16 protein-coding genes and 1 pseudogene are annotated in these 21,974 nt (G+C 70.8%); 5 read left to right on the forward strand and 12 right to left on the reverse strand.

Going from position 1 to position 21,974, the window contains the following annotated elements; all coding sequences use genetic code 11:
• The first annotated feature begins 54 nt into the window (after nucleotides 1-54).
• Nucleotides 55-513, forward strand: coding sequence for a GbsR/MarR family transcriptional regulator (locus OG587_RS39985; RefSeq protein ID WP_329084044.1), 459 nt, complete (start codon nucleotides 55-57; stop codon nucleotides 511-513).
• 34 nt (nucleotides 514-547) lie between these two features.
• Here the strand turns inward: OG587_RS39985 and OG587_RS39990 are convergent, their stop codons facing one another.
• The 7 genes and pseudogenes from OG587_RS39990 to OG587_RS40020 all read right to left on the reverse strand — a co-directional run bounded on the left by OG587_RS39990 (nucleotide 548) and on the right by OG587_RS40020 (nucleotide 10,315).
• Complete coding sequence (locus OG587_RS39990; protein ID WP_329084046.1) at nucleotides 548-1,423, reverse strand: alpha/beta fold hydrolase; 876 nt, start codon at nucleotides 1,421-1,423, stop codon at nucleotides 548-550.
• A gap of 142 nt (nucleotides 1,424-1,565) precedes the next feature.
• Nucleotides 1,566-2,858 (reverse strand): ArsB/NhaD family transporter, encoded by a 1,293-nt coding sequence (locus OG587_RS39995; RefSeq protein ID WP_329084047.1) that lies wholly within the window; start codon nucleotides 2,856-2,858, stop codon nucleotides 1,566-1,568.
• Entirely contained in the window at nucleotides 2,855-3,298 is a 444-nt protein-coding gene (locus OG587_RS40000; RefSeq protein WP_329084048.1) for a CBS domain-containing protein, read from the reverse strand. Before OG587_RS40000 ends, OG587_RS39995 begins: the two co-directional genes overlap by 4 nt.
• Before the next feature lie 179 nt (nucleotides 3,299-3,477).
• A pseudogene (locus tag OG587_RS40005) lies at nucleotides 3,478-4,428 on the reverse strand (Tn3 family transposase); the annotation flags it as partial.
• 1,060 nt (nucleotides 4,429-5,488) lie between these two features.
• Complete coding sequence (locus tag OG587_RS40010; protein WP_329084049.1) at nucleotides 5,489-5,857, reverse strand: DUF4158 domain-containing protein; 369 nt, start codon at nucleotides 5,855-5,857, stop codon at nucleotides 5,489-5,491.
• Nucleotides 5,858-6,068: 211 nt separating this feature from the next.
• Complete coding sequence (locus OG587_RS40015; protein ID WP_329084050.1) at nucleotides 6,069-7,724, reverse strand: FAD-dependent monooxygenase; 1,656 nt, start codon at nucleotides 7,722-7,724, stop codon at nucleotides 6,069-6,071.
• A 551-nt stretch (nucleotides 7,725-8,275) separates the two neighbouring features.
• On the reverse strand, nucleotides 8,276-10,315 hold the full coding sequence (locus OG587_RS40020) for a glycosyl hydrolase family 28-related protein (RefSeq protein ID WP_329084051.1): 2,040 nt from the start codon (nucleotides 10,313-10,315) through the stop codon (nucleotides 8,276-8,278).
• A gap of 497 nt (nucleotides 10,316-10,812) precedes the next feature.
• Between OG587_RS40020 and OG587_RS40025 the strand changes: the two genes are divergently transcribed.
• Nucleotides 10,813-11,109, forward strand: coding sequence for a hypothetical protein (locus OG587_RS40025; RefSeq protein WP_329084052.1), 297 nt, complete (start codon nucleotides 10,813-10,815; stop codon nucleotides 11,107-11,109).
• A 5-nt stretch (nucleotides 11,110-11,114) separates the two neighbouring features.
• Here the strand turns inward: OG587_RS40025 and OG587_RS40030 are convergent, their stop codons facing one another.
• From OG587_RS40030 to OG587_RS40050, 5 genes are all read right to left on the reverse strand, one after another.
• Complete coding sequence (locus OG587_RS40030; RefSeq protein WP_329084053.1) at nucleotides 11,115-11,465, reverse strand: hypothetical protein; 351 nt, start codon at nucleotides 11,463-11,465, stop codon at nucleotides 11,115-11,117.
• A 191-nt stretch (nucleotides 11,466-11,656) separates the two neighbouring features.
• Nucleotides 11,657-12,304, reverse strand: a complete 648-nt coding sequence (locus OG587_RS40035) for a response regulator transcription factor (protein ID WP_329084054.1) — start codon at nucleotides 12,302-12,304, stop codon at nucleotides 11,657-11,659.
• Nucleotides 12,295-13,980, reverse strand: a complete 1,686-nt coding sequence (locus OG587_RS40040; protein ID WP_329084055.1) for a sensor histidine kinase — start codon at nucleotides 13,978-13,980, stop codon at nucleotides 12,295-12,297. The genes OG587_RS40035 and OG587_RS40040 overlap by 10 nt, the downstream gene beginning before the upstream one ends.
• Nucleotides 13,981-14,294: 314 nt before the next feature.
• On the reverse strand, nucleotides 14,295-15,653 hold the full coding sequence (locus OG587_RS40045; protein WP_329084056.1) for a sensor histidine kinase: 1,359 nt from the start codon (nucleotides 15,651-15,653) through the stop codon (nucleotides 14,295-14,297).
• A 648-nt stretch (nucleotides 15,654-16,301) separates the two neighbouring features.
• Nucleotides 16,302-17,201, reverse strand: a complete 900-nt coding sequence (locus OG587_RS40050; RefSeq protein ID WP_329084057.1) for an aminoglycoside phosphotransferase family protein — start codon at nucleotides 17,199-17,201, stop codon at nucleotides 16,302-16,304.
• 611 nt (nucleotides 17,202-17,812) lie between these two features.
• Between OG587_RS40050 and OG587_RS40055 the strand changes: the two genes are divergently transcribed.
• From OG587_RS40055 to OG587_RS40065, 3 genes are read left to right on the forward strand one after another with little or no spacing between them, the layout of a single operon-like run.
• Entirely contained in the window at nucleotides 17,813-19,378 is a 1,566-nt protein-coding gene (locus OG587_RS40055) for an MFS transporter (RefSeq protein ID WP_329084058.1), read from the forward strand.
• The gene (locus OG587_RS40060; RefSeq protein WP_329084059.1) at nucleotides 19,375-20,475 is read left to right on the forward strand and encodes an LLM class flavin-dependent oxidoreductase; all 1,101 of its coding nucleotides are present in this window, start codon (nucleotides 19,375-19,377) and stop codon (nucleotides 20,473-20,475) included. Before OG587_RS40055 ends, OG587_RS40060 begins: the two co-directional genes overlap by 4 nt.
• A 12-nt stretch (nucleotides 20,476-20,487) precedes the next feature.
• A complete protein-coding gene (locus OG587_RS40065) occupies nucleotides 20,488-21,876 on the forward strand; it encodes an NtaA/DmoA family FMN-dependent monooxygenase (protein ID WP_329084060.1) in 1,389 nt (462 codons plus the stop codon).
• Nucleotides 21,877-21,974 lie beyond the last annotated feature (98 nt).

Raw genomic sequence — 21,974 nt, forward strand, 5'->3', positions numbered from 1 at the left:
TTTCTGAAGAGTCGGGGTGTTCGGTATCCTGATTCTTCTCAAGGAGGCGAGCACGTGGACGATCGGTATGAGCAGTGGCAGGCGGCCGAACGGCTGGCCCTCACATTGATCGAGGGCGGCATGCAGCGCATGGCCGCGCGCACCCTGGCGGTCTTTCTGTTCACCGACCAGGAAAGCGTCACCGCCGGCGAGATCGCCGACCGGCTGGAAGCCAGCGCCGGCTCGGTCTCCGGCGCCATCAAATCCCTGCTCACGGTCGGCCTGATCGAACGCCTGCCCGCCCCCGGCAGCCGCCGCGAGCACTACCGGCTCCGCGACGATGCCTGGGCCACCCTGTTCACCAGCCAGAACACCGTCATCCAGGCCATGCTCCAGGCCGCGGCCGCCGGAATCGCCGCCACCGAGAACGGCGACCCCGCCCACCGGCGCCTGGCGCAGATGCACGCCTTCTATGAATTCCTGCTCGGCGAGCTTCCCGCCCTACTGCACCGCTGGCACCAGCAGAGCGGCTGACCCCAGCCCGAGACTCGGGAAGCGGTCGCCGCGCTCAGTCCGTGGCGAGGAATTCGCGGATCTTGGTGGCGATGCGCGGGTAGTCGGGGCCGAACCAGATCATGTGGCTGTCGGCCCTGCTGTCCACCAGTTCGGCGTTCGGCAGGACCGATGCCAGGGACTCGGCGTGGGCGAAGGGCACCGACCGGTCGTGGCGGGTGGCGATGACCAGCGCGCTCTGGCCGACCTGGGCGGCGCAGTCGGGCACGGAGAGCATGTCGGCAACGAAGCCGTGGCCCGAGCGCATCCTGGTGAACAGCCCCGCCAGCATGGCGCGTTCGGCGGCGGACAGGCCCGCCAGGACCTGGCGTGCGGGCAGGGCCGACAGGCTACGCAGCAGCAGGCGCAGCCCCACCGGCGGTGCCAGGCGGATCAGGGACCGCATGATCGCCCAGGTGCCGGCCTCGGTCCGGGCGTTGAACACCGCCCGGCCGCCCAGTCGGGTCAGCCGGTCGGGCCAGGGCAGGAAGGCGACCGCGCTTTGCAGGATGACGCGCTCGACCAGCTGCGGGTGGCGGGCGGCCATGGTCAGCGTCGTTCGGCCGCCGGCCGAGATGCCCACGACCGCGGCCAGGCGTTCGATGCCCAAACTCCGGCACAGCTCGGCGGTGGCGTCGGCGAAACCGGCCGGGGTGGTTCCTGTGCTCAGCGGCGTACGCCCGTAACCGGGGCGCGAGGGTGTCAGTACCGTGAAACCGGCCTCAGTGAAGACCTCCTCGCCCAGCGCCAGCCCTGCCCGCATGTGTCCGCCGTGGAACACCAGGACCGTCCTGTGGCCCTCGCCCTCCTGCCGGTACTCCACCGGGCCGGCCGGCGTGCGCGCGATGGCGGTAGCGCGCTCGGAAAAGGCCGCGCGGGATGTGGACACCATGGCACCTCCATGCTGAGAAAAGCAGATCACGACCTGGTCCGCACTGGGTGGCGGGCTTTCATGGACATCTCGGCGGCGGCCAGCTGAGCCACGACGAAGGCGGGCAGGGTGCGCTCATCGGCGAACCGTGGCCTGTTCATCGTCACAGGAGGTAGCGCAGCCACAGGTACGGGGTGACCAGCGCCACGGTGACCACGGCGACGATCAAGCCGTATTTGGTGAAGGTCCAAAAGCTGATCGGGGTGCCGTTGCGGGCGGCGATGCCGATGACGACCACGTTGGCCGCCGCGCCGACGGCGGTGGCGTTGCCGCCCAGGTCGGCGCCGAAGGCCAGCGCCCACCACAGCACCTGCCCCGCACCGTTGCCGCCACTCGCCTGCGCCAGCTCGGCCACGATCGGACTCATGGTGGCCACGTAGGGGATGTTGTCCACGATCGCCGACAACCCGGCCGAAGCCCACAACAACACCATCGTGGCCGACCCGAGCTGGCCGGCGGTGGCCTCGACCGCCAGGCGGGAGATCTGGCCGATCACGCCGGTTTCGACCAGGGCACCGACCATGACGAACAGGCCCATGAAGAACACCAGGGTGGGCCATTCGACCTCGGCGATGGCCTGCTCGGTGCTCACCTTGGTGGCCGCGACCAGCAGGCCGGCGCCCAGGATCGCCACCACCGACGGCTCGTAATGCAGCACCGGATGCAGCACGAACGCCGCCATCACCAGGCCCAGCACGGTCAGGCTCTGCCACAGCAGCCGAGGGTCGGCGATCGCCTCGCGCTCGTTCAGCCGCATGATCTCGGCGGCGCGTTCGAGATCGTAGACGAACGCCTTGCGGAACAAGATGCGGCACAGCCCGACGAAGGTCACCATCAGCACGATGACCATCGGTGCCATGTGCACGAGGAAGTCGTTGAACGACAATCCGCCGCGGCTCGCGATGATGATGTTGGGCGGATCGCCGACCAGGGTGGCGGTGCCGCCGATGTTGGAGGCCAGCGCTTCGGCGATCAGGTACGGCACAATCGGCAGTGTCAGCCGTTCACACACCAGGAAGGTGACCGGCGCGATCAGCAGCACCGTGGTCACGTTGTCCAGCAGCGCCGAGGCCGAGGCGGTGATGACGACCAGCAACACCATCAACCGGTACGGCCGGCCGCGGGCTCGTTTGGCCGCCCAGATCGCCAGGTACTCGAACACGCCGGTCTGCTTGAGCACGCCGACGATCACCATCATGCCCAGCAGCAGGAAGATGACGTTCCAGTCGATGCCGGTCTCTTCACTGAAGAACGCCGCCCCGGCGTCGCTGGCGTGGATCAGCAGCATGATCCCGGCGCCGCCGAGCGCGGCGGCGACCCGGTGGATGCGTTCGGTGGCGATCAGCGCGTAGGCGCCGAGAAAGACCGCCACCGACAGCCAAGCCAGTGCTGTCACTGGCCCAGCAGCCCGTCCATGAGCGCCTGCAGGGTGACCGCCCCCAGCAACCGGCCGCCCTCGACCACCGCGACCAGCGGGCTGTGCGTGCGTGCCATCAGCGCGGCCAGCTCCAGCGCGGTGGCCTGCGGGTCGGTGACCGGCAGTTCGCGGGGCTGGGCGAGCAGTGCCTCGCGTACGGTCCGGCCGGTCACGGAGGTGAGCAGGGCGTCGGCGTGCGCTTCGTCCGCCACCCGTGCCAAGGCCGGATCGTCTTGGCAGTAGCCGGGTACGGCCAGTCGCAGCACCTGGGTGCCGGGCAGGATGCTGGAGGGCAGCCCGCGCTCGTCGACGACGATCAGGCCGGGCAGGTCCTGGTCGGCCAGCAGCCGAGCAGCTTCGATCACCGCGGTGTCCAAGGTGACCGTGGGGAAGGCGGTGAGCAGGTCGCGAGCGCGCATGGCGGGCGCCTTTCCGGGATGGACGGCAGAATTGCCGACCAGACTTCCCGGCGCACCTGTAGGAAACCTATCAATGAGTGTCAAGATCGACGAGAGCACCGTGCCTTGTTCAAGCCTCGGCCTGCCGCCCGAAACGCCTCACTACGATCCCCAGCTCTCGTCTCTGGCCCACTTGCCGTCTACGCCGCCTCGGCCAAGGCGGTGAAGTCGATCGCGGGTAGGTCGGGGTCGAAGTCGTCAGGGCGCAGGCGCAGCACGTCGGTGGCATACAGGCCGAACCGGCTGATGTGCGCGGTCAGGTAGGGCGACAGCTGCGCGATGTCGGCGGCGGTAATGTCGGAGCCCTGCTCGGGCTGCCAGCCCTCGGCCAGCAGTTGGCGCAGCACGTCGGTCATGTCCAGCGCGGTGTGAAAGATCACGCAGTTGGCCAGCAAAGAGTTGAATTTGATCATCTTCTCCTGCTCGGCCGGGTCGTTGGCGGCGATGACGCCGTCGTTGCCGAAGCGCAGCCAGCCAGAAAAGCCGTTGAAGCCCTCGACCTTGTCGGTAACCGCGGTGATGCGCCTGCGCAGTGCCGGGTCGGCGAGAAAACGCAGCAGCGCCACGGTGCGCACGCTACGCCCGACCTCGCGAAAGGCCCGGTAGATCTCGTTCTTGCGGGAGTGGGAGCCCAGCCGGCGCAGCAGGGTGACGGAGTTGAGGCGGCCCTCGCGGATGGAGATCGCCACCCGCATGAGGTCGGGCCACATCTTCTCCACCAGCTCCCAGTCGATCACATTGCGGTTCCCACCTTCCCCGCGGAACAGGGAGTCGATGTGGCGGTAGGTCACCTGGTTGCTGTGCTGGAAGAAGGTCAGGCCCTTCCAGTTGCGGATGCGCGGCATCAGATCGAACCCGAACAAATGCGCGAGCGTGAAGACAGGAAACGACTGGCCTTGCGTGTCAGCATGGACGGTCTTGGGCTGAACTTCGGAGGCGTTGGCCAGCAGCCCGTCGATGATGTAGATCGCCTCCCACGCCCCACACGGCACGAACCGGGAGAACAGGGCGATGTAGTTGTCGGAGACGTAGTGGTAGGCGATCCCGCCGAACCCTCCGTACCGAAGGCGCGGGTCTTGCCCCAGTAGGTCAGAGCGTGCTCCAGCGCGTCCAGCACGCTGCGATCGGCCGAGGTCGCCTTGAACCTCAGCACCGCGGCCAAAGCGAGCATGATGGAGCGGTCGGCCTTGAAGAACTGCTGGATGAGCAGCTCGTGGTTGTCATGCTGATAGGCCGTCACCTCCTCGATATCGGCCGGCTGCGCGGCCGCGCCACCGGCCCGCTCCACCACCTGCCGGACCGAACCCACCCCGGCGGCCTGCATCCGCACCGCCTTGACCAGTACTTCGACCGCGACCCCTAAATCAGCCCCGAGCCCGTCCCGCTGCTCTGACTCCGCGACATCCGAGCCGATCTCGGGATCTACTCCTGTGTCCCCGCCTGGGCACCTCAGCGCGGCCAGCGCCATCATCACCATCTGCGCGGCCGCGATCTCAGCCGTCTCGACCGGCCCGCCCGGCACCAAGCCCTGCAGCACGCCCCGGTAGGTTCCGATCAGGTTCTCCACCACCTGCCGCTGCCGCTGATGGATCTCCTCCAGCTTGGCCTTGGCCTTCTTGGCGGTGGCCGCCATCCGCTTGCACATCATCGCGGCCAGGTCGTCGCGCGCCCGCGCCCGCGCGGTGTGCACCAGGCACACCAGCAGCGCGATCCGCTTGGCCTCCACGCTGTAGCTACGGGCCAGCACATCGGCATCGGCCGCATCCGCTTCACCGGCGAAGTCGGCGATCTTCGAGGCGGCGATGCCCTCCAGCACCGCCCCGGTGTCACACAATCCCTCCACCCAGGCCAGGTGCGCGGCCTGCTCCTTGAACTTCGACCAGCTCGCCCGCCGCGCCGGCTTCTTCAACCGATCCAGATCGCTCTTGCCACCCGGCCCGACCACCAGCAACGCCGCGAGCCGCACGCGATCCCCGGCGCTCAGCCGCCGCCAGATCGTCTCGAAGATCTGTCCGTTGACCTGGCCACGGATCGTCGACTCCATGCTGTCCAGCGTGGAAAACGCCGGCGGCTCCAACCGGGCCTGCGCCAGCCGCTCCAACGCAACGTTGATCAGGTCCGCCGGGTGATTCTTCACCCACGCCGCCCGGGTCATCGCCTTGGCCGCGACCTTGCGCGCCTTACCCGGCGCGTAGCCCACCCCTCCCGGCGGCGCACCAGCACCCGATGCGACTCAGCCGTACGCGACGAGGCATACACCGGCATGACATCCTCGCCGAGTTCCAGGCACCGCCGCATGTGCTCCACCACCACCGGCGGCACCTCACGGGCCTTGGCAAAACGGCCCAGCCGCTGAAAACACTTCAGCGCGAGCGTCAACGCCAGCAGGTGCTCATCGGTGTCGGTCTTCTCCCGCGCCCACGCTGTCTCCTCGGCCGAAGGGGAGTAGAAGAGGTACAGCTCACGCGTCATCACCAACCGCGGGAACACCCGGTAGGCGGTCCGTTCGACCGACGTCACCGCACACGCCTCCCGGCTCACCCCGCCAACGAATGGGACACACCGTAGCGAGACGAACACGTACACAACAGGCGAAGAAGATCACAGCTTCATCAACCTCGCCATTCAACCCTTCAAGATCATCCCAATGTGGGTTTCGGGCTTATGCGGGCCGACCCCCTGATGGACCGTCACGCCCGAGGCCGGTCACGTGTCGGACGTGCGGTTCCCTTCACGAGCGGGCGAGCACGGCGGTGAGTACGCGGTCGAGCACGTCCTCGGGATCGGCGACGGCCTCGGACGCCCGCCAGGCGACGTAGCCGTCGGGGCGCACGAGCACCGCGCCGTCGTCGCCCACGCCGTACCGTCGCTGCCACGCCCCGGCCGGATCCTCCAGCTCCCCGCCGATCCGGTACGACGTGAGCCGCACGCCCAGCCAGTCCGCCGCCACCTGGGCGGCCCGCGCCCAGACCTCCCCGCGCGGTCCGGCGAGCAGCACGAAACCGGGTCCGAACAGGTCGACGGTGGAGACCGGCCGGTCGTCCCTGCGCAGTACGACGTGCGGGGCGCGACTGCCGGGGCGGCCGGTCGGGTCGCGGGGGTCCTCCAGGAGCGAGCCGTCGTCGCCGGTCTCGGCCAGGATCGCGGCCGAGTGGTAGCGGTAACCGATGATGGCGGCGATGGGGTCGTCAAGCGGTTCCGGGTAGCCGACCCGCATCGCCGGGGGCATCCGGACCCCGAGGTTGGCGAGCTGGGCGTCGGCCGTCAGCTCGCCGATCGGGCGCCGCTCGGCGTCGTAGCTGTCCAGGAAGCCCGCACCGGCCTGCCCGGAGATCACCAGCCAGAGCCGCCAGGCGAGGTCGCAGCCGTCCTGGAGGGCCGCGCTGCCGCCCTGGCCTCCGGTCGGCGGCATCGTGTGCGCCGCGTCCCCGGCGAGGAACACCCGGCCCTGCCGGTAGCGGGCGGCGAGGATGTGAGCCATCCCGTAGCTCGTCCGGTCGAGCAGGCGCACGTCGAGCGCGGGCAGGCCGGTCGCGACCCGTACGAGGTCGCGGCAGCGTTCCTCGGTGAAGTCGGCCTCGCTCTCCCCCGCGCCGAGGTCGTAGTTCACGCTCAGCACGTGCGAGTCCACACCGGTTCCGGTGATGATCGCGCCGGTGAAGGTCTCGTTCCGCAGGTACCAGAGGGTGACCTCGCGGTCGCGCACCAGATCGCCGAGGTCGGCGTCGAACATGATCACGCAGGCGTGGCCCAGATCGCCCTTGCCCGTGGTGGGGATGCCCAGGCGGTCGCGGACAGGGCTGCGGTAACCGTCGGCGGCGACCAGATAGTCGGCGCGCACGCTCGTCTCCTCGCCGGTCACGCGATCGACGACCAGCGCGGTCACGCCGTCGGCGTCCTGTTCCAGGGAGACCAGTTCGGTGGAGAAGCGCAGGTCGGCGCCGAGTTTCTCCGCCCTGTCCCGCAGCAGCCCCTCCACCCGCGACTGGGGCGCGCCCACGCTGGGCACCGGGGTGATCTCGGTCATGAAGCCGAAGTCGTCCTGGCGGCCGTCGACGATCATGTTCGGTTCCGGGTCGCTCAGGCTGGAGGCGATGGCGATGCGCATCCCGTCGCCGATGCCCTCCCAGATCTGGCCGAGCGACTCCTCTATCCCGGGGACGGGGCGCAGCAGCTCCAGCGCCCGCCAGTTGACCCCGAACGCCTTGGGCTGGACGGACGTGCTCGCGTGCCGCTCGACCAGCGTCACCGGCACGCCGCGCCAGGCCAGGAGCGCCGCGGCGCTGAGCCCGGCGTACCCCGCGCCGACGACCAGCACCGGCACGCGCTCCTCGCGCCGTGCGCCGCCGCCCGTCCCCGCAGGGCTGTCAGAGTGTGTTTCCCGCATGGAGACCTCCACCACGTTCGTCGGTGCGGAGGCGTCGATGAAGACCTCCGCGTTCGTCGGCGCGGAGGCGTCAACCGGCAGCGTGAGCTCCGCCGTGTGACGGGGTCGGCTTTCGCCTCCGCGGGGGACCTGCCCGCCTCCGGCGCGATGTCGCCGCATCGCCCGGGGGCCGTTTTCGAGACCGGCCACCGATCGCCTCCGGGCCGCCGAGCTCGGAAGCGCTCCCGCGTGACCGCCCCCGTGTGCCGGGCCACGCCGGATTCCTCCCGAACCCCCGTCCGCGAAGGCTCGTACATAACGCGATGTATCGCGTTATGTACGAGCTTGCCGCCAAATGAGATATATCGCAAGTCAGTTCAGGAAGAATCATGTTCCGGGATCGCGGTACGACCGGGAGCCACTGAGCCGTCTCGGGCCGTCTCGGGCCGTCCCGGGCCGTCCCTCGTGGAGACGCGCACCTCACCGGGCACGAGATCGGCCGGCCGCCCGGGGATTTCCCCGGACGGCCGGCCGATCGGATCAACGACGCGGGACCGCGCCGTGGCGGAGGATCACCACGGGGACGGCGCCGGCGGCGCGACCACCGGCGGGCGGTCGTCGCAGGTGATGGTGTTCGGCAGCATCCACGGGGCGAGCCAGGCTCCGGTGGTGCCGCCTCCGTCGTTGCCGCCGAGGTCCGTCAGCGAGAACTCCGAGCCGGTGGGCGGGAAGTTGAACGAACCGCAGTTGTTGACGCCGACCGCGCCGACGTTGCGGGCGTCCACGTTCTCGAAGGAGGCGGATCCCTTCACTCGGGCGCTGACCACGGAGGTGCCGGTGCCGTCGACCCTGATGTCCTTGAAGTGGACGTTCGTGATCGAGTACAGGTCCTTCACGCCCCAGTCGCTGACCAGCATGATCGCGTTGTAGGTGTTGTCGAGGAAGTGGTTCCCGACCACCTGGATGTCCGCCTCGATGTTCTTGTCGAGCGCGTAGAGCCAGATGGCCCCCAGGCCGATGTTCCAGTTCAGCTCGTACGTGCCGGCCCGGACCGTGGTGTTGTCCTTGATCGACAGTTTCCCGGCGAACGCCTCGGCGCCGAAGCGGGAGCCGACGTGGATGCCGCTGCCCTCGCGGATCGGGTCGGCGACGAGGTTGTTCGAGATGGTGTTGTCCGTGCCGCCGTAGACGGCGATGCCGTTCGCGAGGGTCGGCGTCTGCACGGTGTTGTGGTCGAACGTGTTGCCCGCGTTGGCGATCTTCTCGGACCACAGGGCGAGGCCGTCGTCACCGGTGTTGCGGGTGAAGTTGTTCGACACCACCGAGTTCGTGACGCCGCCGTGGAAGTTGAGGGCGTCGGCGATCTGGTCGACGATGATGTTGTTCGTGACCTTCAGGTTCCTCATCGGCCCGTCGAACCACATGCCCACCTTGGTGCGGTGGATGTAGAGGCCGTCGACGGTCGAGTCGCTCAGCGCCCCGCCGATGCCGTTCACCTGGTCGGTGTCGATGCGCTCGCGGACGTCGCCCTCGATCGCGAAGCCGGACAGGTGCACGTTCCTGCTGCCGCCCGCCGACGCGTCCTTGCCGTAGAAGCCGACGCCGGTGTGCACCGAGCCGTCGGGGGCCGGGGCCGGGAGGGCGACCTCCTTGCCCTTGATGATCGTGTGCCAGTTGCCGGCGCCCTCGATCGTCACGTTGTCGACGATGATGTGGCGGTTCACCTGGTAGACGCCCGGCGGGATGTAGACCTTGAGGCGGCTGCGCTTCGCGAAGGCGATCGCCCTGTCGATCGCGTCGGCGGAGTCGCGCCTGCCGAGCGGGTCGGCGCCGAACGCCAGCACGTTCGCCGCGACGACCCTGACGTGCGGCGCGCCCACGAGCTCGGAGTCGAGCAGGTCGATGACCGTCCACGCCGCGTTGCTTCCGGCCGGGACCGTGAGCCGCACCTTGTCACCCGCGCGGTACGTCTTGCCGAGCAGGAGACGCTGCTCGTCGTAGAAGTGGGTCGGGCGGAACGGCTTCGTGATCGTCGGGGCGGGCGTCGTGGCGTTGGGCACGCAGGCGCACTCGGTGATCCACCAGTCGGGGTGCAGCAGGTCGGCGTTCGGGTCGTTCGTGAACGGATACTGGTTGTACAGCCACGCGTACTGCGACGTGAGGGTCATCACCTTCCTGCCCCCGCCGTTCACCGTGACGTTCAGCGGCGCGGTGATGCCGCCGCCGTTGGGAGCGTCGGGGATGCTGTAACGCACGGTGATCGCGTTGGCCGTCTTCGGCAGCGTGAACTCGACGTGCTGCCCCGGCGTCAGCCTCACCGCCTTACGGCCGGACGCCTCCCCCGCCAGCGTGTACGCGGCGCGGTCCGGACCTACGGCCGTGCCGTTCGTCGTGGCGTTCTCCGCCTCCTGCTCGGCGAAGGCGACGGTGGCGCCCCGCCCCGCGACGAGCGACGGGTCGAGGGCGGCGCGCGTCACCACGGGGGCCGGGGCCCCGCCCGTGCCGGCGAGGGCCGGGGCGCCGGGCACGACGCCGAGGCCGACGGAGGCCGCGACCACCGCCGCGACCGCCACCGATGCCCTTCGCGACGGCCTGCCGGTCCATCTCGCCACAGCTCCTGTGATGCTCCGTGACATCGGATGCTCGTTTCTCTCGGGGGGTGAACACCTGAAGCACTCGGGGCGGGGCGAACGCCACGAGGGTGAGGTGACAGTAGGACTCCGATGCCTCGCTCCACAAGGTTCCTGCGAAATAGTTTCGTAATCTTGCTCTATAGCTGCGGTTACCTCTTAGGTTCTTGCAGCGCCTGTCATGAGTCATTGCGGTGTTTCGCAACGCACGACCTGCCCCGATACGAAGTGAAGCACGATCCGGAACGCCGCCGAAGATCGTGAACCTTGACTCCGCCCCGAATGGGGCCTCGCCGGCGCCCGGGAAGGCGGGACCGGAGAACCCGCCGGGCCGGACCCGCGGCCACCGGGGGCGGACGCGACGGACCTCGCGCACCCGCCCCCTCCGGATGTCCGGCAACGGACACCCAGGGTTGCCTTCCGATCACCCTGGGTACGCCGTCGTGGCATGCCTCACAAACCCCCGCGAAAGAGCTCCTATGACATCCCCCCGTATGACCGTCGTCCGCGTCGCCACACTCCTCGCGGCCCTCGCCGTGCCGCTGCTCCTCCCCACAGCGGCCCACGCGGACAGCCATTACGTCTGCGCGGACGGGACCCGCTTCCAGCTCTCACAGATGCTGGGTCATCACGTCCTCGCGACCGGCTGCACGGGCAGCGGTGAGGAGAGCCCGGTCACCATCGTCATCTCTTCGGGCTACCACGCGGGCGAGCACTTCTGCGAGCAACTGCTGGCCCAGGGGCCGACCCTGGTCAGCGGCATGCGGTGCACCTGACGTCCTCACGCCCTCCCCCTCTCCCGGTCGCCGTGACCGAGAGCGGTGGTCGCCAGCAGCCCCGCGGCCAGGACGCTGGAGAAGATCAGGGGAAGGTGGTTCGCTCCGTCCGCGAAGGCTCCGCGCGTGATGTACGTGCAGAGCGACACCGTCCAGACGGCCGCCGCCCAGGCGAAGGCGAATATCATCGCCGGCACGGCGAACCGCCCCCGCAGGGCCGCCGAGGCAGGAAGAAGCACGGTGAGGATGACATCGGGCACCAGGAACGGGTTCCCGGAACGTATCGCGTTCGAGGTGACGAAGTAGTAGATCATCACCACCGTCAGCGCGACGATTGTCCACCGGGCGATTCTCATCGCGTTTCCGGTCGTCATAGTGGGCGTCGTCATGGTGGGCATCGCCCTCCGCTCCGTTCGATCCGACGTCGTTTCGTCTGACGTTCGAAGTGTGCGACGGCGGCACCGGCACCGGAAGCCGGGCAGCACCCGTCAGGGACCGTGCTCGCCGCACCCCCGGGGGGCGGTTAACCGTCCCCCTGCGCGGCCGGCTAGGTGTTGAGGTAGCGCAGGACGGCGAGGACCCGGCGGTGGTCGTCCGCGCTCGCCGGCAGCCCGAGCTTGGCAAAGATGCTCGTGCAGTGCTTCTCGACGGTCCGTTCCGCGATGCCGATCCGTTCCGCGACGGCCTGGTTGGTGCGGCCCTCGGCCATCAGCGCGAGGACCTCGCGCTCGCGGCCGGTGAGCGCGCGCAACGGGTCGTCGGCGCGGTCGTGGCGGCCGACCAGCTGGTCGATGACGATCGGGTCGAACGCCGAGCCGCCGCCGCCCACCTGCCGCACCGCCGCCGCGAACCCCGCCAGGTCGGACACCCTGTCCTTGAGCAGGTACCCGACGCCGCGGGCGCCGTCGTCGAGCAGCTCGACCGTGTAGCTGACCCGGACGTACTGGGACAGGACGAGCACCCCGGTGCCGGGATGGCGTCGGCGGATCTCCCGGGCCGCCCGCAGTCCCTCGTCGGTCTGGGTGGGGGGCAGGCGGATGTCGACGATGGCCACGTCCGGGCGGTGCCGTGCCACCTCGGTCAGCAGCGCCACGGAGTCCGCGACGGCCGACACGACGTCGAAGCCGCCCTCGGCCAGCAGCCGGGCGAGCCCCTCGCGCAGCAGCATGTTGTCCTCGGCGATGACTACTCGCACGGCAGTACCGCCTCGATCAGGGTGCCGTCGCCGGCGGGGCTGTGTATCCGGAGGGTTCCGCCGGCGGCCGTCACCCGGTCGGCGAGCCCGCGCAGGCCGGATCCGAGGGCCGGATCCGCCCCGCCCCGGCCGTCGTCGGACACCTCGACCAGCAACCGCCCGCCCCGGTGCTCGGCGCGCACCCGTGCCCGCCGAGCGTCGGCGTGCTTGGTGATGTTGGCCACCGCCTCGGCGACCACGTAGTACGCCGTCGTCTCGACCTCCACCGGCAACGGCGCGGGGAGCTCGAACGACAGCCGCAGGGGCACCGGTGCGAGCGCGGCCAGCTCCCGGACGGCACCGCGCAGGCCGCGTTCGGTCAGCACCGGCGGGTGGATGCCCTGCGACAGGGCCCGCAACTCGTCGAGCACGGCCAGCGTGGTGATCCTCGCCTCGCCGACGAGCGCCCGAGCCTGGTCGGGATGGGTGGACAGCCTCGACTCGGCCAGGCTGAGCGTCATGGGGATGGACAGCAGCCGTTGCTGCACGCCGTCGTGAAGGTCTCGTTCCAGCCGCCGGCGTTCCGTCTCGGCCGCGCGCAGGACCCGGCCGCGCGACTCGGCGAGCTGGTGCAGCCGCGCCCTCAGGTCGGCGGTCAGCCGCTCGTTCGAGAGGGCCAGCGCGGCGGCGGCACAGGTGGCCTCGACCAGCTCGGGGTTGTCCAGCAGCGCCGGATCGTGCACCAGCAGCGCGAGCGGGGCGCCGTCGTGGTCGACGCGTGTCGCCACGCGGTCGTCGCCCTCCGGCAGCGGCACGACCCGGCCGTCGACGTCCACGTACCGGCCCGGCTCCGGCGCCCAGTACCCGATCTCCAGGGTCGGATCGTGGAGGACCCCGGCCAGGGCCCGCTGAAGGCTCACCGGCCGCGAGACGCCACGGAGGTGGACGACCAGCTCGGCGACCCGGCCACGGTCGATGCGCCGCCGCAGGAGGCCGCCCACGTACGCCAGCGGGACGGCGGCCAGTGCCGCCTGCATCACCGGCGTCAGACCCTGCACCGCGACACCGGCGATCATCACCGGCTTCAGCGTCACGAACAGCGCCGTCGCCACCACGGCGGCGGCGAGCACGGGATTGAGCGACCGGCGCCGCGTCACGGTGCTGCCCCGCCAGCGGCTCACCTGCAGGCCCAGCACGGCCAGGCCGCTCAGCACGGCCCCGGACATCGCCGCGCCCCGGACCACCTCACCCGGCGCGAGCCCGCTCATCCCCAGCACCGCGACACCGGCCACGCTCAGGTACGCCGTCCCGACGACGGCTCGCGCCACCGGCACGGTGAGGCGCCCGGTGGGGAACGCCACCACCAGATGCGCGAGCACCGCCGCCCACGCGCCCGCCAGCGCCGTGCGGACATCACCCGCCGCCACCGGCAGGGGCGCGAACTTGGCGACGAGCCACAGCAGGCCGATGACGATCATCAGCGGTCCGACCCGGTTGCGGGGACGTACGCGGACGGCGATCAGCCCCGCGCAGACGAAGGCCGCGGCGACACCGGCCGCCGTGAGGGTGGCCGTCCCACTCGCGGGAACGGCGGGGACGGGTTCCGTGAGACCGGAGACAGATCCCGTGAGAACGGGGCCAGGTTCCATGAAACCGGAGACAGGTTCGGTGAGGCCGATGACAGCGACGATCTCCACGAGGCCGGTGACAGCGACGATCAGGACCTCCGATCCGTGGTCGACGCCGGGAACGGGCCGGAGGCGCGACCACCGAGGGCTGCGGGGCTGCTATCCCCTCCACGATATCCCCCGGCCCGTCCTCAAGATCGCCTTCGGGCGCCCCGCCGCCTCGTCTCGCCCGGCCTCCGCCGCCTCTTCCTGCCCGGTCCCCGCCGTCGCCCGCCGTCGCCCGCCGATGCCGGGCATGCCCGGAGCACGGGAGCCGGACCGGGTCGGGTTCACCCGGTTCTCCGGGGTGTGGGGGTCACCCGGAATCACTGCGATCGGTTCGGCTACGAGGAGATGCGGGCCTGTTCCCGGCCGTTGTTACTTGAGGTGGCCAGGGGGAGGCGGAGGACGAAGCGCGCGCCGCCGACGGAGGAGGCCGTGACCTCGATCGTCCCGTGGTGGGCCTGGGCGATGCCACGGGCGATGGCGAGACCGAGGCCCGTGCCGCCGCGGTCGCGGCTGCGGGCCGCGTCCAGCCGGGTGAACCGTTCGAAGATCCGTTCCCGGTCGGCTTCGGCGATCCCCTCCCCGTCGTCGTCGACGATGAGCTCGGCGCTGTCACCGTTCGGCCGCACCTCGACGACCACCGTTTGCCTGGCGTGCCGCTCGGCGTTGTCCAGCAGGTTGGTGATGAGGCGGTCGATCTGGCCGTGTACGACATCGACGGACACTTCCGGAGCGAGCAGGAGTCGTACCTTCCGCGGGTCCATCCGCCGCGAGACCTCCGCCCGTACCACCGTCGCCAGATCGACCCTCTCGTCGGGCTTGGGGGCGCCGCCCTCAAGCCGGGCCAGCAGGAGCAGGTCGGTGATGATCGCCTGCAGCCGGTCGAGGTCGGCCAGCGAGTGGGCGAGCAGGTCACCCAGGTCGGTATCGCCGGGGTGCAGCTGAGCCTCCTCCAACTGGGCGCGGAGCCCGGCTACGGGGGTCCGGAGTTCGTGGGAGGCGTCGGCGGTGAACTGCCGCTGACGTTCCATGGCGGTCTCCAGGCGGGTCAGCGTGCGGTTGACGCTGCTGGCGAGATCGTGGATCTCGTCGTCGCTGTCCGACACGGGCACCCGGCGATCGAGGGAGGCCGCGTTGATCTCGTCGAGCTCGGCCCGGATGGCGACCACCGGCCTGAGGGAGGCTATGACGACCCGCCGGCCGAGGTAGGTGATGGCCACGGCGAGCAGCATCACGCTGCCCCCCGCCACCGTGGCCACCCGCGGATCGACCAGCGGAGGGATCATCGGGGAGGCGCTGTAGACGATCCATTTCTCACCCGCCCGCTGGGCCCGCTGCGCGACCACGACGTCGCACTCGCCACGGGGGAACACCCCGTGGCACACGACGGAGGTGGCGGCCATCGTGCCCTCGGGCGGGAACGTCGCCATGCGCGGCTTACCACGCAGTTGCGGGGTCGAGGCGACGACCCGGCCCTGCCCGTCGACGACCTGGATCTTGCGGGACTGAAGCCCGGCCAGGGGGTACTCCAGGTTGCCCTGCTCCATCTGCGCGGCCACGCGGCCACCGGCCGCGGTGATCTCCTCGATGAGAGACTTGGTGACGAAACGGTTCAGGGCGAACATGAGCACCGCGGTCGTCAGTGAGCACAGCAGCACCGCCACCACACCGGTGAACAGGGTGATGCGGGTCGTCATCGAGATTCCGCGTCTCGCGCTCATCCTCCAGTTCCCCCTGGCCAGTGGACCACATGAGCTGCGCAACTCTGTGCGGGGGGTGGGTGCCGGCTTCGGACGACGTGAGCGCACCGAGGACCGCCGGCCGCCCCGGGTGGCCGCCGACCGGGGTCACCGAGGCGCCGGTCGCCTCCGTACCCGCCATGAACGATCAAGAAGCGGGCGATCATCCAAGGCATTTTGCACCGTTTAAGCGGGCTAAGAGCGGATGAATCGGCCCATAGACCGGATTCTAATTTCGCAGAGTCGTCACCCGCGCCGGAACCGCAGACATGGATCCCGCTTTGCGAAAACACCGCCGTCGCTTGGACATCGCCCGCCGCTCCCCGCTGACGCGATACGCCCTCGATGCGCCTTCATTGCCGGTATATCGACCATTGCCGGCATGTCGACGCCTGCGGAGACCACCGCCGTCGGAAGAAGCGGGCCGGTGATGTCGGTCCGGACCGTGACGACGATCTTTCCCGCCTGGGTCCGGACTCCATGTGGCGGTGAGCCTCGGCGATCTCCGTCAGCTCCCGCCGGCCTGCCCGTGGTCGGGCGCGGTGAAGGCCAGGTGGGCGGGATCGAGCGCCCGCAGGAAGTCCGAGGCGTCGAATTCCGGCGGAGTCAGCCGGAACGATCGTGGTCGGCCAGGACCTCGTCGATGACGCGGCGGTTCTCTCCGGCTTTCCCCTCGTCCCCGTCGATCTCCGCGACCAGGCTGATCAGGGCCTTCCACAGGGCCCAGCCGCGAGCCCGCGCCCACATGGCGGGATCCTGACCGACAGCGTCGCGGAAGGCCTCCCGGCTGTCGCCTGAGAACATCGTCCACGCGATCACCAGATCGCAGGCGGGATCACCGACGCCCGATGTCCCGAAATCGATGACGGCGGCCAGCTTTCCGTCCCTGACCAGCAGGTTGCCGCTCGCGATGTCGCCGTGGAACCACACCGGCGGCCCGGACCAGGCCGCCTCGAGGGCGGCGTCCCACACAGCCGACGCCCGGGTGGTGTCGACGTGGCCGTCCAGCGCGGCGAGGGAGCGGCGTGTCTCATCGTCGTAGTGAGCCGGCGGCGCGCCCCGGTAGAAGCTGTGCTCGCCCGCCTGCGGCCCGCCCATCGCGTCGACGCGCTGCAGGGCGAGAATGAAGTCGGCGACCGAGGCCGCGAATCCGGACAGGTCGTCGATGCGGTCAGGGCGCGCGGTCTCGCCGTCCAGCCAGCCGCGGATCGACCAGTCGAACGGGTATCCCTCGCCCGGAGCCCCCTTCGCCAGAGGCGTGGGAACCGCGACCGGCAACGAAGAGGCGAGAACCGGCAGCCATCGATGCTCCTTGTCGACCGCCGGGACATAACCGGCGGCGGTGGGAAGACGCACCGTCATCTCGTCACCGAGACGGTAGGTGCGGTTGTCCCACCCGTCGACCTCGACCGGGGTCACCGGAAGGGCGCCCCACCGCGGGAACTGGGTCGCGACCAGTCGCCTCACCAGCCCCGCGTCGATGCCGGCGCGCCCATCGATGTGCATGCTCTCGACCACCCCGAGAGTGTGTCGGCCATCCCCTCCGCCGCGCAAAAGGTTTTCGGCGCCCACCGCGCGTGGACGTCGTCGTCGGCCGGGTGGCCGCGGCCTCCCCCTGTCCGGCGCGTCGTACACGATGAGCTACCGTCCCACGTCCGGCGCGTACACGATGGGCTACCGCCCCCTGTCCGGCACGTACACCATGAGCTACCGCCCCACGTCCGGCACGTACACGATGAGCTGCCGTACCCGGACGGCTGGAGCTGCCGTACCCGGACGACCTGGCCGCCGGCACCGGTGATCGGCGCATTGCCCAACGGGCGAATAAATACTAAGTTTTCCTACTGGAAATACAGGTAATTATGGAGGGCGCCGCATGGCCGATCACCCGGTGAAGTCGCCTGAGCGCGTGGCCGGGCCGAGCGAGCGGAGGTCCACCGGCCGGGCCGGTCCAGGAGATCGCATGGGCCGCCGGCCGATCCCGGAGGACGCCGTCGAAGAGCACCCGTGGAAGTACTGACGGCCTCCACCCGCGCCCGGAGCCGCCCTCGGACCGGGCGAGGCGAGGCGACCGGCGAGCACGGCACCCTGGCCACGGAGCTTCCCGGGGAGGGCTCGTGACCGCCGGCTTCGATGCCGCCGGGCGCCGCGTGCTCGTGGTCTGCGCGCTCGGCGGGTTCACCACGCTGCTCGACAACTCCGTTCTGAACGTCGCCATACCGGCGCTGCGCGGTTCGTTGCGCGCGGACGCCACCCAGATGCAGTGGATGGTGGCCGGATACTCCCTGGCCTTCGGCCTCGCCCTCATCCCCGGCGGCCGGCTCGGAGACGTCCGGGGCCGCAAGCCGTTCTTCCTCGCGGGAATGGCGATCTTCACCGTGGGTGCCGCGCTGGCCGGGTCATCCCCTCACCCTTGGGCGCTCGTCGCGGCGCGCCTGCTCCAGGGGCTCGGCGGCGGTCTGGTCAACTCCCAGATGATCGGCACGATGCAGGACACGTTCACCGGGTACGCCAGGACGCGGGCACTCGGCCTGTACGCGGTGACGGGCGGCGTGGCGGGCGGGCTCGGGCCGCCACTGGGCGGCGCCGTCATCGGGGCCGTCGGCCCCGACGCCGGATGGCGGCTCGTCCTCCTCCTCGCCGTGCCGTGCGGCGTGATCACGCTCGTGCTCGCGGCGCGCCACCTGCCTCCCGCGCGAGCTCAGGCGGGCTCTCCCGACCTCGACGTGGTGGGGCTGCTGCTGATGGGCGGCCTGACCCTGTCGCTGATGCTGCCGTTCGTCCAGCCCTCGATCGGTACGGCCGGGCTCCTCTGGCTTCCCGTCGTGGGCGCCCTGGCCGTCTCGTTCTTCCTGTGGCAGCACCACTACGCGCGATCGGGACGCCGCCCGCTGGTGCATCCGGCGCTGGCACGGTCGGCTCCGTTCGCGGCGGGCACCGTGGTGGCGATGGGGTACTTCGGCTCCGGGCTGGCGTTCTCGCTGGTCCTGGTCATGTTCCTGCAGGAGGGCCTCGGGTTGTCGGCCCTCGCGGCCGCCGCCGTCACGCTGCCCTCGGCGCTGTCGATAGTGGCCAGTTCCGCACTGGCCTGGCGCGCGGCGCGCCGGTTCGGCCGGTACACCGTCTCGGTGGGGCTCGCGCTGTCGGCGGGCTTCATGCTGGCGAGCGGCCTGGCCGGCCTGCTGGCCTCGCGATCCCACCTGCCCGTCCTGCTGGCACTGTGCGGCATGTGCGCGAGCGCCGCCTCGGGGCTCGTCATCCCCCCTCTCCAGGCGTCGGTCCTCCAGCACGCGCCCGCGGAGGCGGCCGGGGTGGCGGGGAGCATCCTGCAGATGTCCCAGCGCATCGCGGCCGCGGTGTGCATCTCGGCGGTGTCGGGGATCTACCTGCACGGCTCCTCCGCGGGCGCGTCCGGACACCGCCTGGCCTACTGGCACGCGGTCCTCACCTGCGCCGGCGTCGCCGCCTTCGCGCTGCTCGTCTCGCTCCTGAGGACGCACGGGCGGCCGGGGCTCCCGTCCCACGGCACCCGGACCGTGGCGGAGACGTCCGCGGGCCAGGGCTCCGGCGCGCGAGGCGGGAACAGACTGGCTTTTTATAGTATTCCTACCAATAATGTGGATAATTGTCCTCGCGTGCCTTCGGGGGCGTGCCGTACGAGAGAGGGGAGAGCCGACCGATGAGCGACCACCGCACCCTGCTGCTCGCCGTCGACCTGGACGGAGACGGCGCCCACCCGGCCGCCTGGCGCCGTACCGGCCGCCGGCCCGGGGACGTCCTGACCGCCGCCGCGTTGCGCGAGGCCGTCGGCGCGGCGGAGGCCGCGGGCTTCACGCTGGCGACCTTCGCCGACGCGCCGGTGCCGCCGAGCCGTGGGCTGGACGCGGCCGGACGGCTGGAGGCGGGCACCCGGGCCGCGTTCTCCGCGCCGCTGACCGACCGGATCGGGCTGGCGCCCACGCTGCACGTGACCACGACCGAGCCGTTCCACCTCGCCACCCAGCTGGCGAGCCTCGATCACGCCAGCCGGGGCCGCGCGGGCTGGGTGGTCGGCGCGGCGAACGGCACCGACGACCTCGCGACGATCGGCGCGGACGCGCTGACCGGCGATGCCGCGCGGCGCGAGACCGCCGACGTCGTCGACGTCGCGCGCCTGCTGTGGGACTCGTGGCAGGACGACGCGGTGATCAGGGACGTCGCCACCGGCCGCTACCTCGACCCCGATCGCGTTCACCACGTGAACTTCACCGGGGCCGCCTTCTCGGTGACCGGACCGCTCATCACCCCTCGGCCACCGCAGGGACAGATCGTCGTGCTCGCCCCGGCCGAGCTGGAGATCGACGCTCACGCCGACATCGTGCTCGTCGGCGAGGCCGACACCGACGCGCTCACCCGGCGGGCCGGGCGGGCCAGGAGTTCCGGCGCGGCGCTCGCCTTCGCCGAGGTCGAGGTGGTCCTCGACGCCGACGAGCCCGGGGCGCGGCGGCTCGCCGCCCTGGACGCGGCCACCCCGTGGCCGGACTCGGGACGGCTGCGATACGCCGGGCCGGCGCGCGGGCTCGTGGAGCTGCTCCGGTCACTGGCGCCGAACGTCGACGGGGTGCGCCTGCACCCCGCGGTGCTCGCCACCGACCTGCCGGTGCTCGCCGGGCAGGTGCTGCCTGAGCTCGTGGCGGCCGGGCTGTACCGGGCACCCGAGCCCGGCTCCACGCTGCGTTCGACGCTGGGGCTGCCCCGCTCCGCCAACCGCTTCGCCGCTCCGGCGAACACGACCGCGTGAGGTGACACGACCATGACCGCCACGACATCGTCCGGCCCGACCGGCGCCCCGTACGACCCGGACGCCCAGGTGCACCTCGGCGTGTTCTACACCGGGGTCGGCCCGCAACTCATCTGGACCGGCCCGTCCGCCGCGCCGCACGTCGCCATCGAGACCTTCGTGGGGCTGGCACAGCTGCTGGAGCGAGGGCTCTTCGACGCCTTCTTCCTCGGCGAGGGCCTGCGCCTACGAGAGAACCGCGGCCGCGTCTACGACCTCGACATCGCCGGACGCCCCGACGCGATCACGCAGTTGTCCGCGCTCGCCGCCGTCACCGAGCGCATCGGGTTGGTCGCCACCCAGAACACCACGTACAACTTCCCGGCGGACCTCGCGCGCCGCCTGGCCGGCCTCGACCTGCTCTCCGGCGGGCGGGCCGGCTGGAACATCGTCACCACCGACAACGCCTGGACCGGTGCCAACTTCCGCCATGGCGGCTGGCTCGCGCACGAGCGGCGCTACGAACGGGCCACCCAGTTCGTCGAGGCCGCGAAGGCGCTGTGGGCGTCCTGGGAGCCGGACGCCGTCGCCGAGTCGGCCGAGGCCAAGTCCTGGGCCCGGCCCGGAGCGATCCATGACGTCGAGTGGGACACCGACCTGGTCCGGCTGCGCGCACGTGCCACCGTGCCGGCCAGCGGACAGGGCTGCCCGGTGCTGTTCCAGGCCGGAGACTCGGCCGGCGGGCGCGAGCTCGCGGCGCGGCACGCCGACGTCGTGTTCTCCGCCAACACCGAGTACGACAAGGCCGTCGCCTACGCCGCCGACCTGCGAGCCAGGCTGGCGCGCCACGGCCGCTCGCCGGACTCGCTGCGGATCCTGCCCGGCGCCTCGGTGATCCTCGGCGACACGCCCGAGGAGGCCCGGGAGCGCGCGGAGTGGGTGCGAGACGAGCAGATCTCGCCACCGCGGGCGATCGCGTTCCTCGAGCAGTACTGGGGCACCGACCTGTCCGCCTACGACCCGCACGGCCCGCTGCCCGACATCGAGCCCAGCGAGGCGGAGCTCGACCCGTCGCGCGGCACGATCCCGATCGAGCGGCGCACCGGCAAGCTCGCGCTCATCGCCCAGTGGCGCGAGCTGGCCGCGGCGCAGAACCTGTCGATCCTGCAGCTCGTACGCCGCGTCACACCCGAGCACCGTTCGTTCGTGGGCACGCCGTCGCAGGTCGCCGACGAGTGGGTGCACTACGTCCGCACCCGCGCGGTCGACGGTTTCAACATCACCCCGCACCTGGTCCCGTCGTCCCTGGAGGACATCGTCGACAAGCTGGTACCGGAGTTGCAGGAGCGCGGCGCCTACCGCACCGCGTACGAGGGAACGACGCTCCGCGAGCACCTCGCCCTGCCCGCGCCGGCGTCGTGACGGAGCTGCCCGCTCCAGGGTGACGACGATCGTGGGGAGCGCGTCCTCGTCGCCGGCCCGGTGGCGGGCCGTTCGGGGTAGGAGAAAAGGAGAAGCGC

The sequence above is a fragment of the Streptosporangium sp. NBC_01469 genome, from assembly GCF_036227305.1.
Lineage (GTDB): Bacteria > Actinomycetota > Actinomycetes > Streptosporangiales > Streptosporangiaceae > Streptosporangium.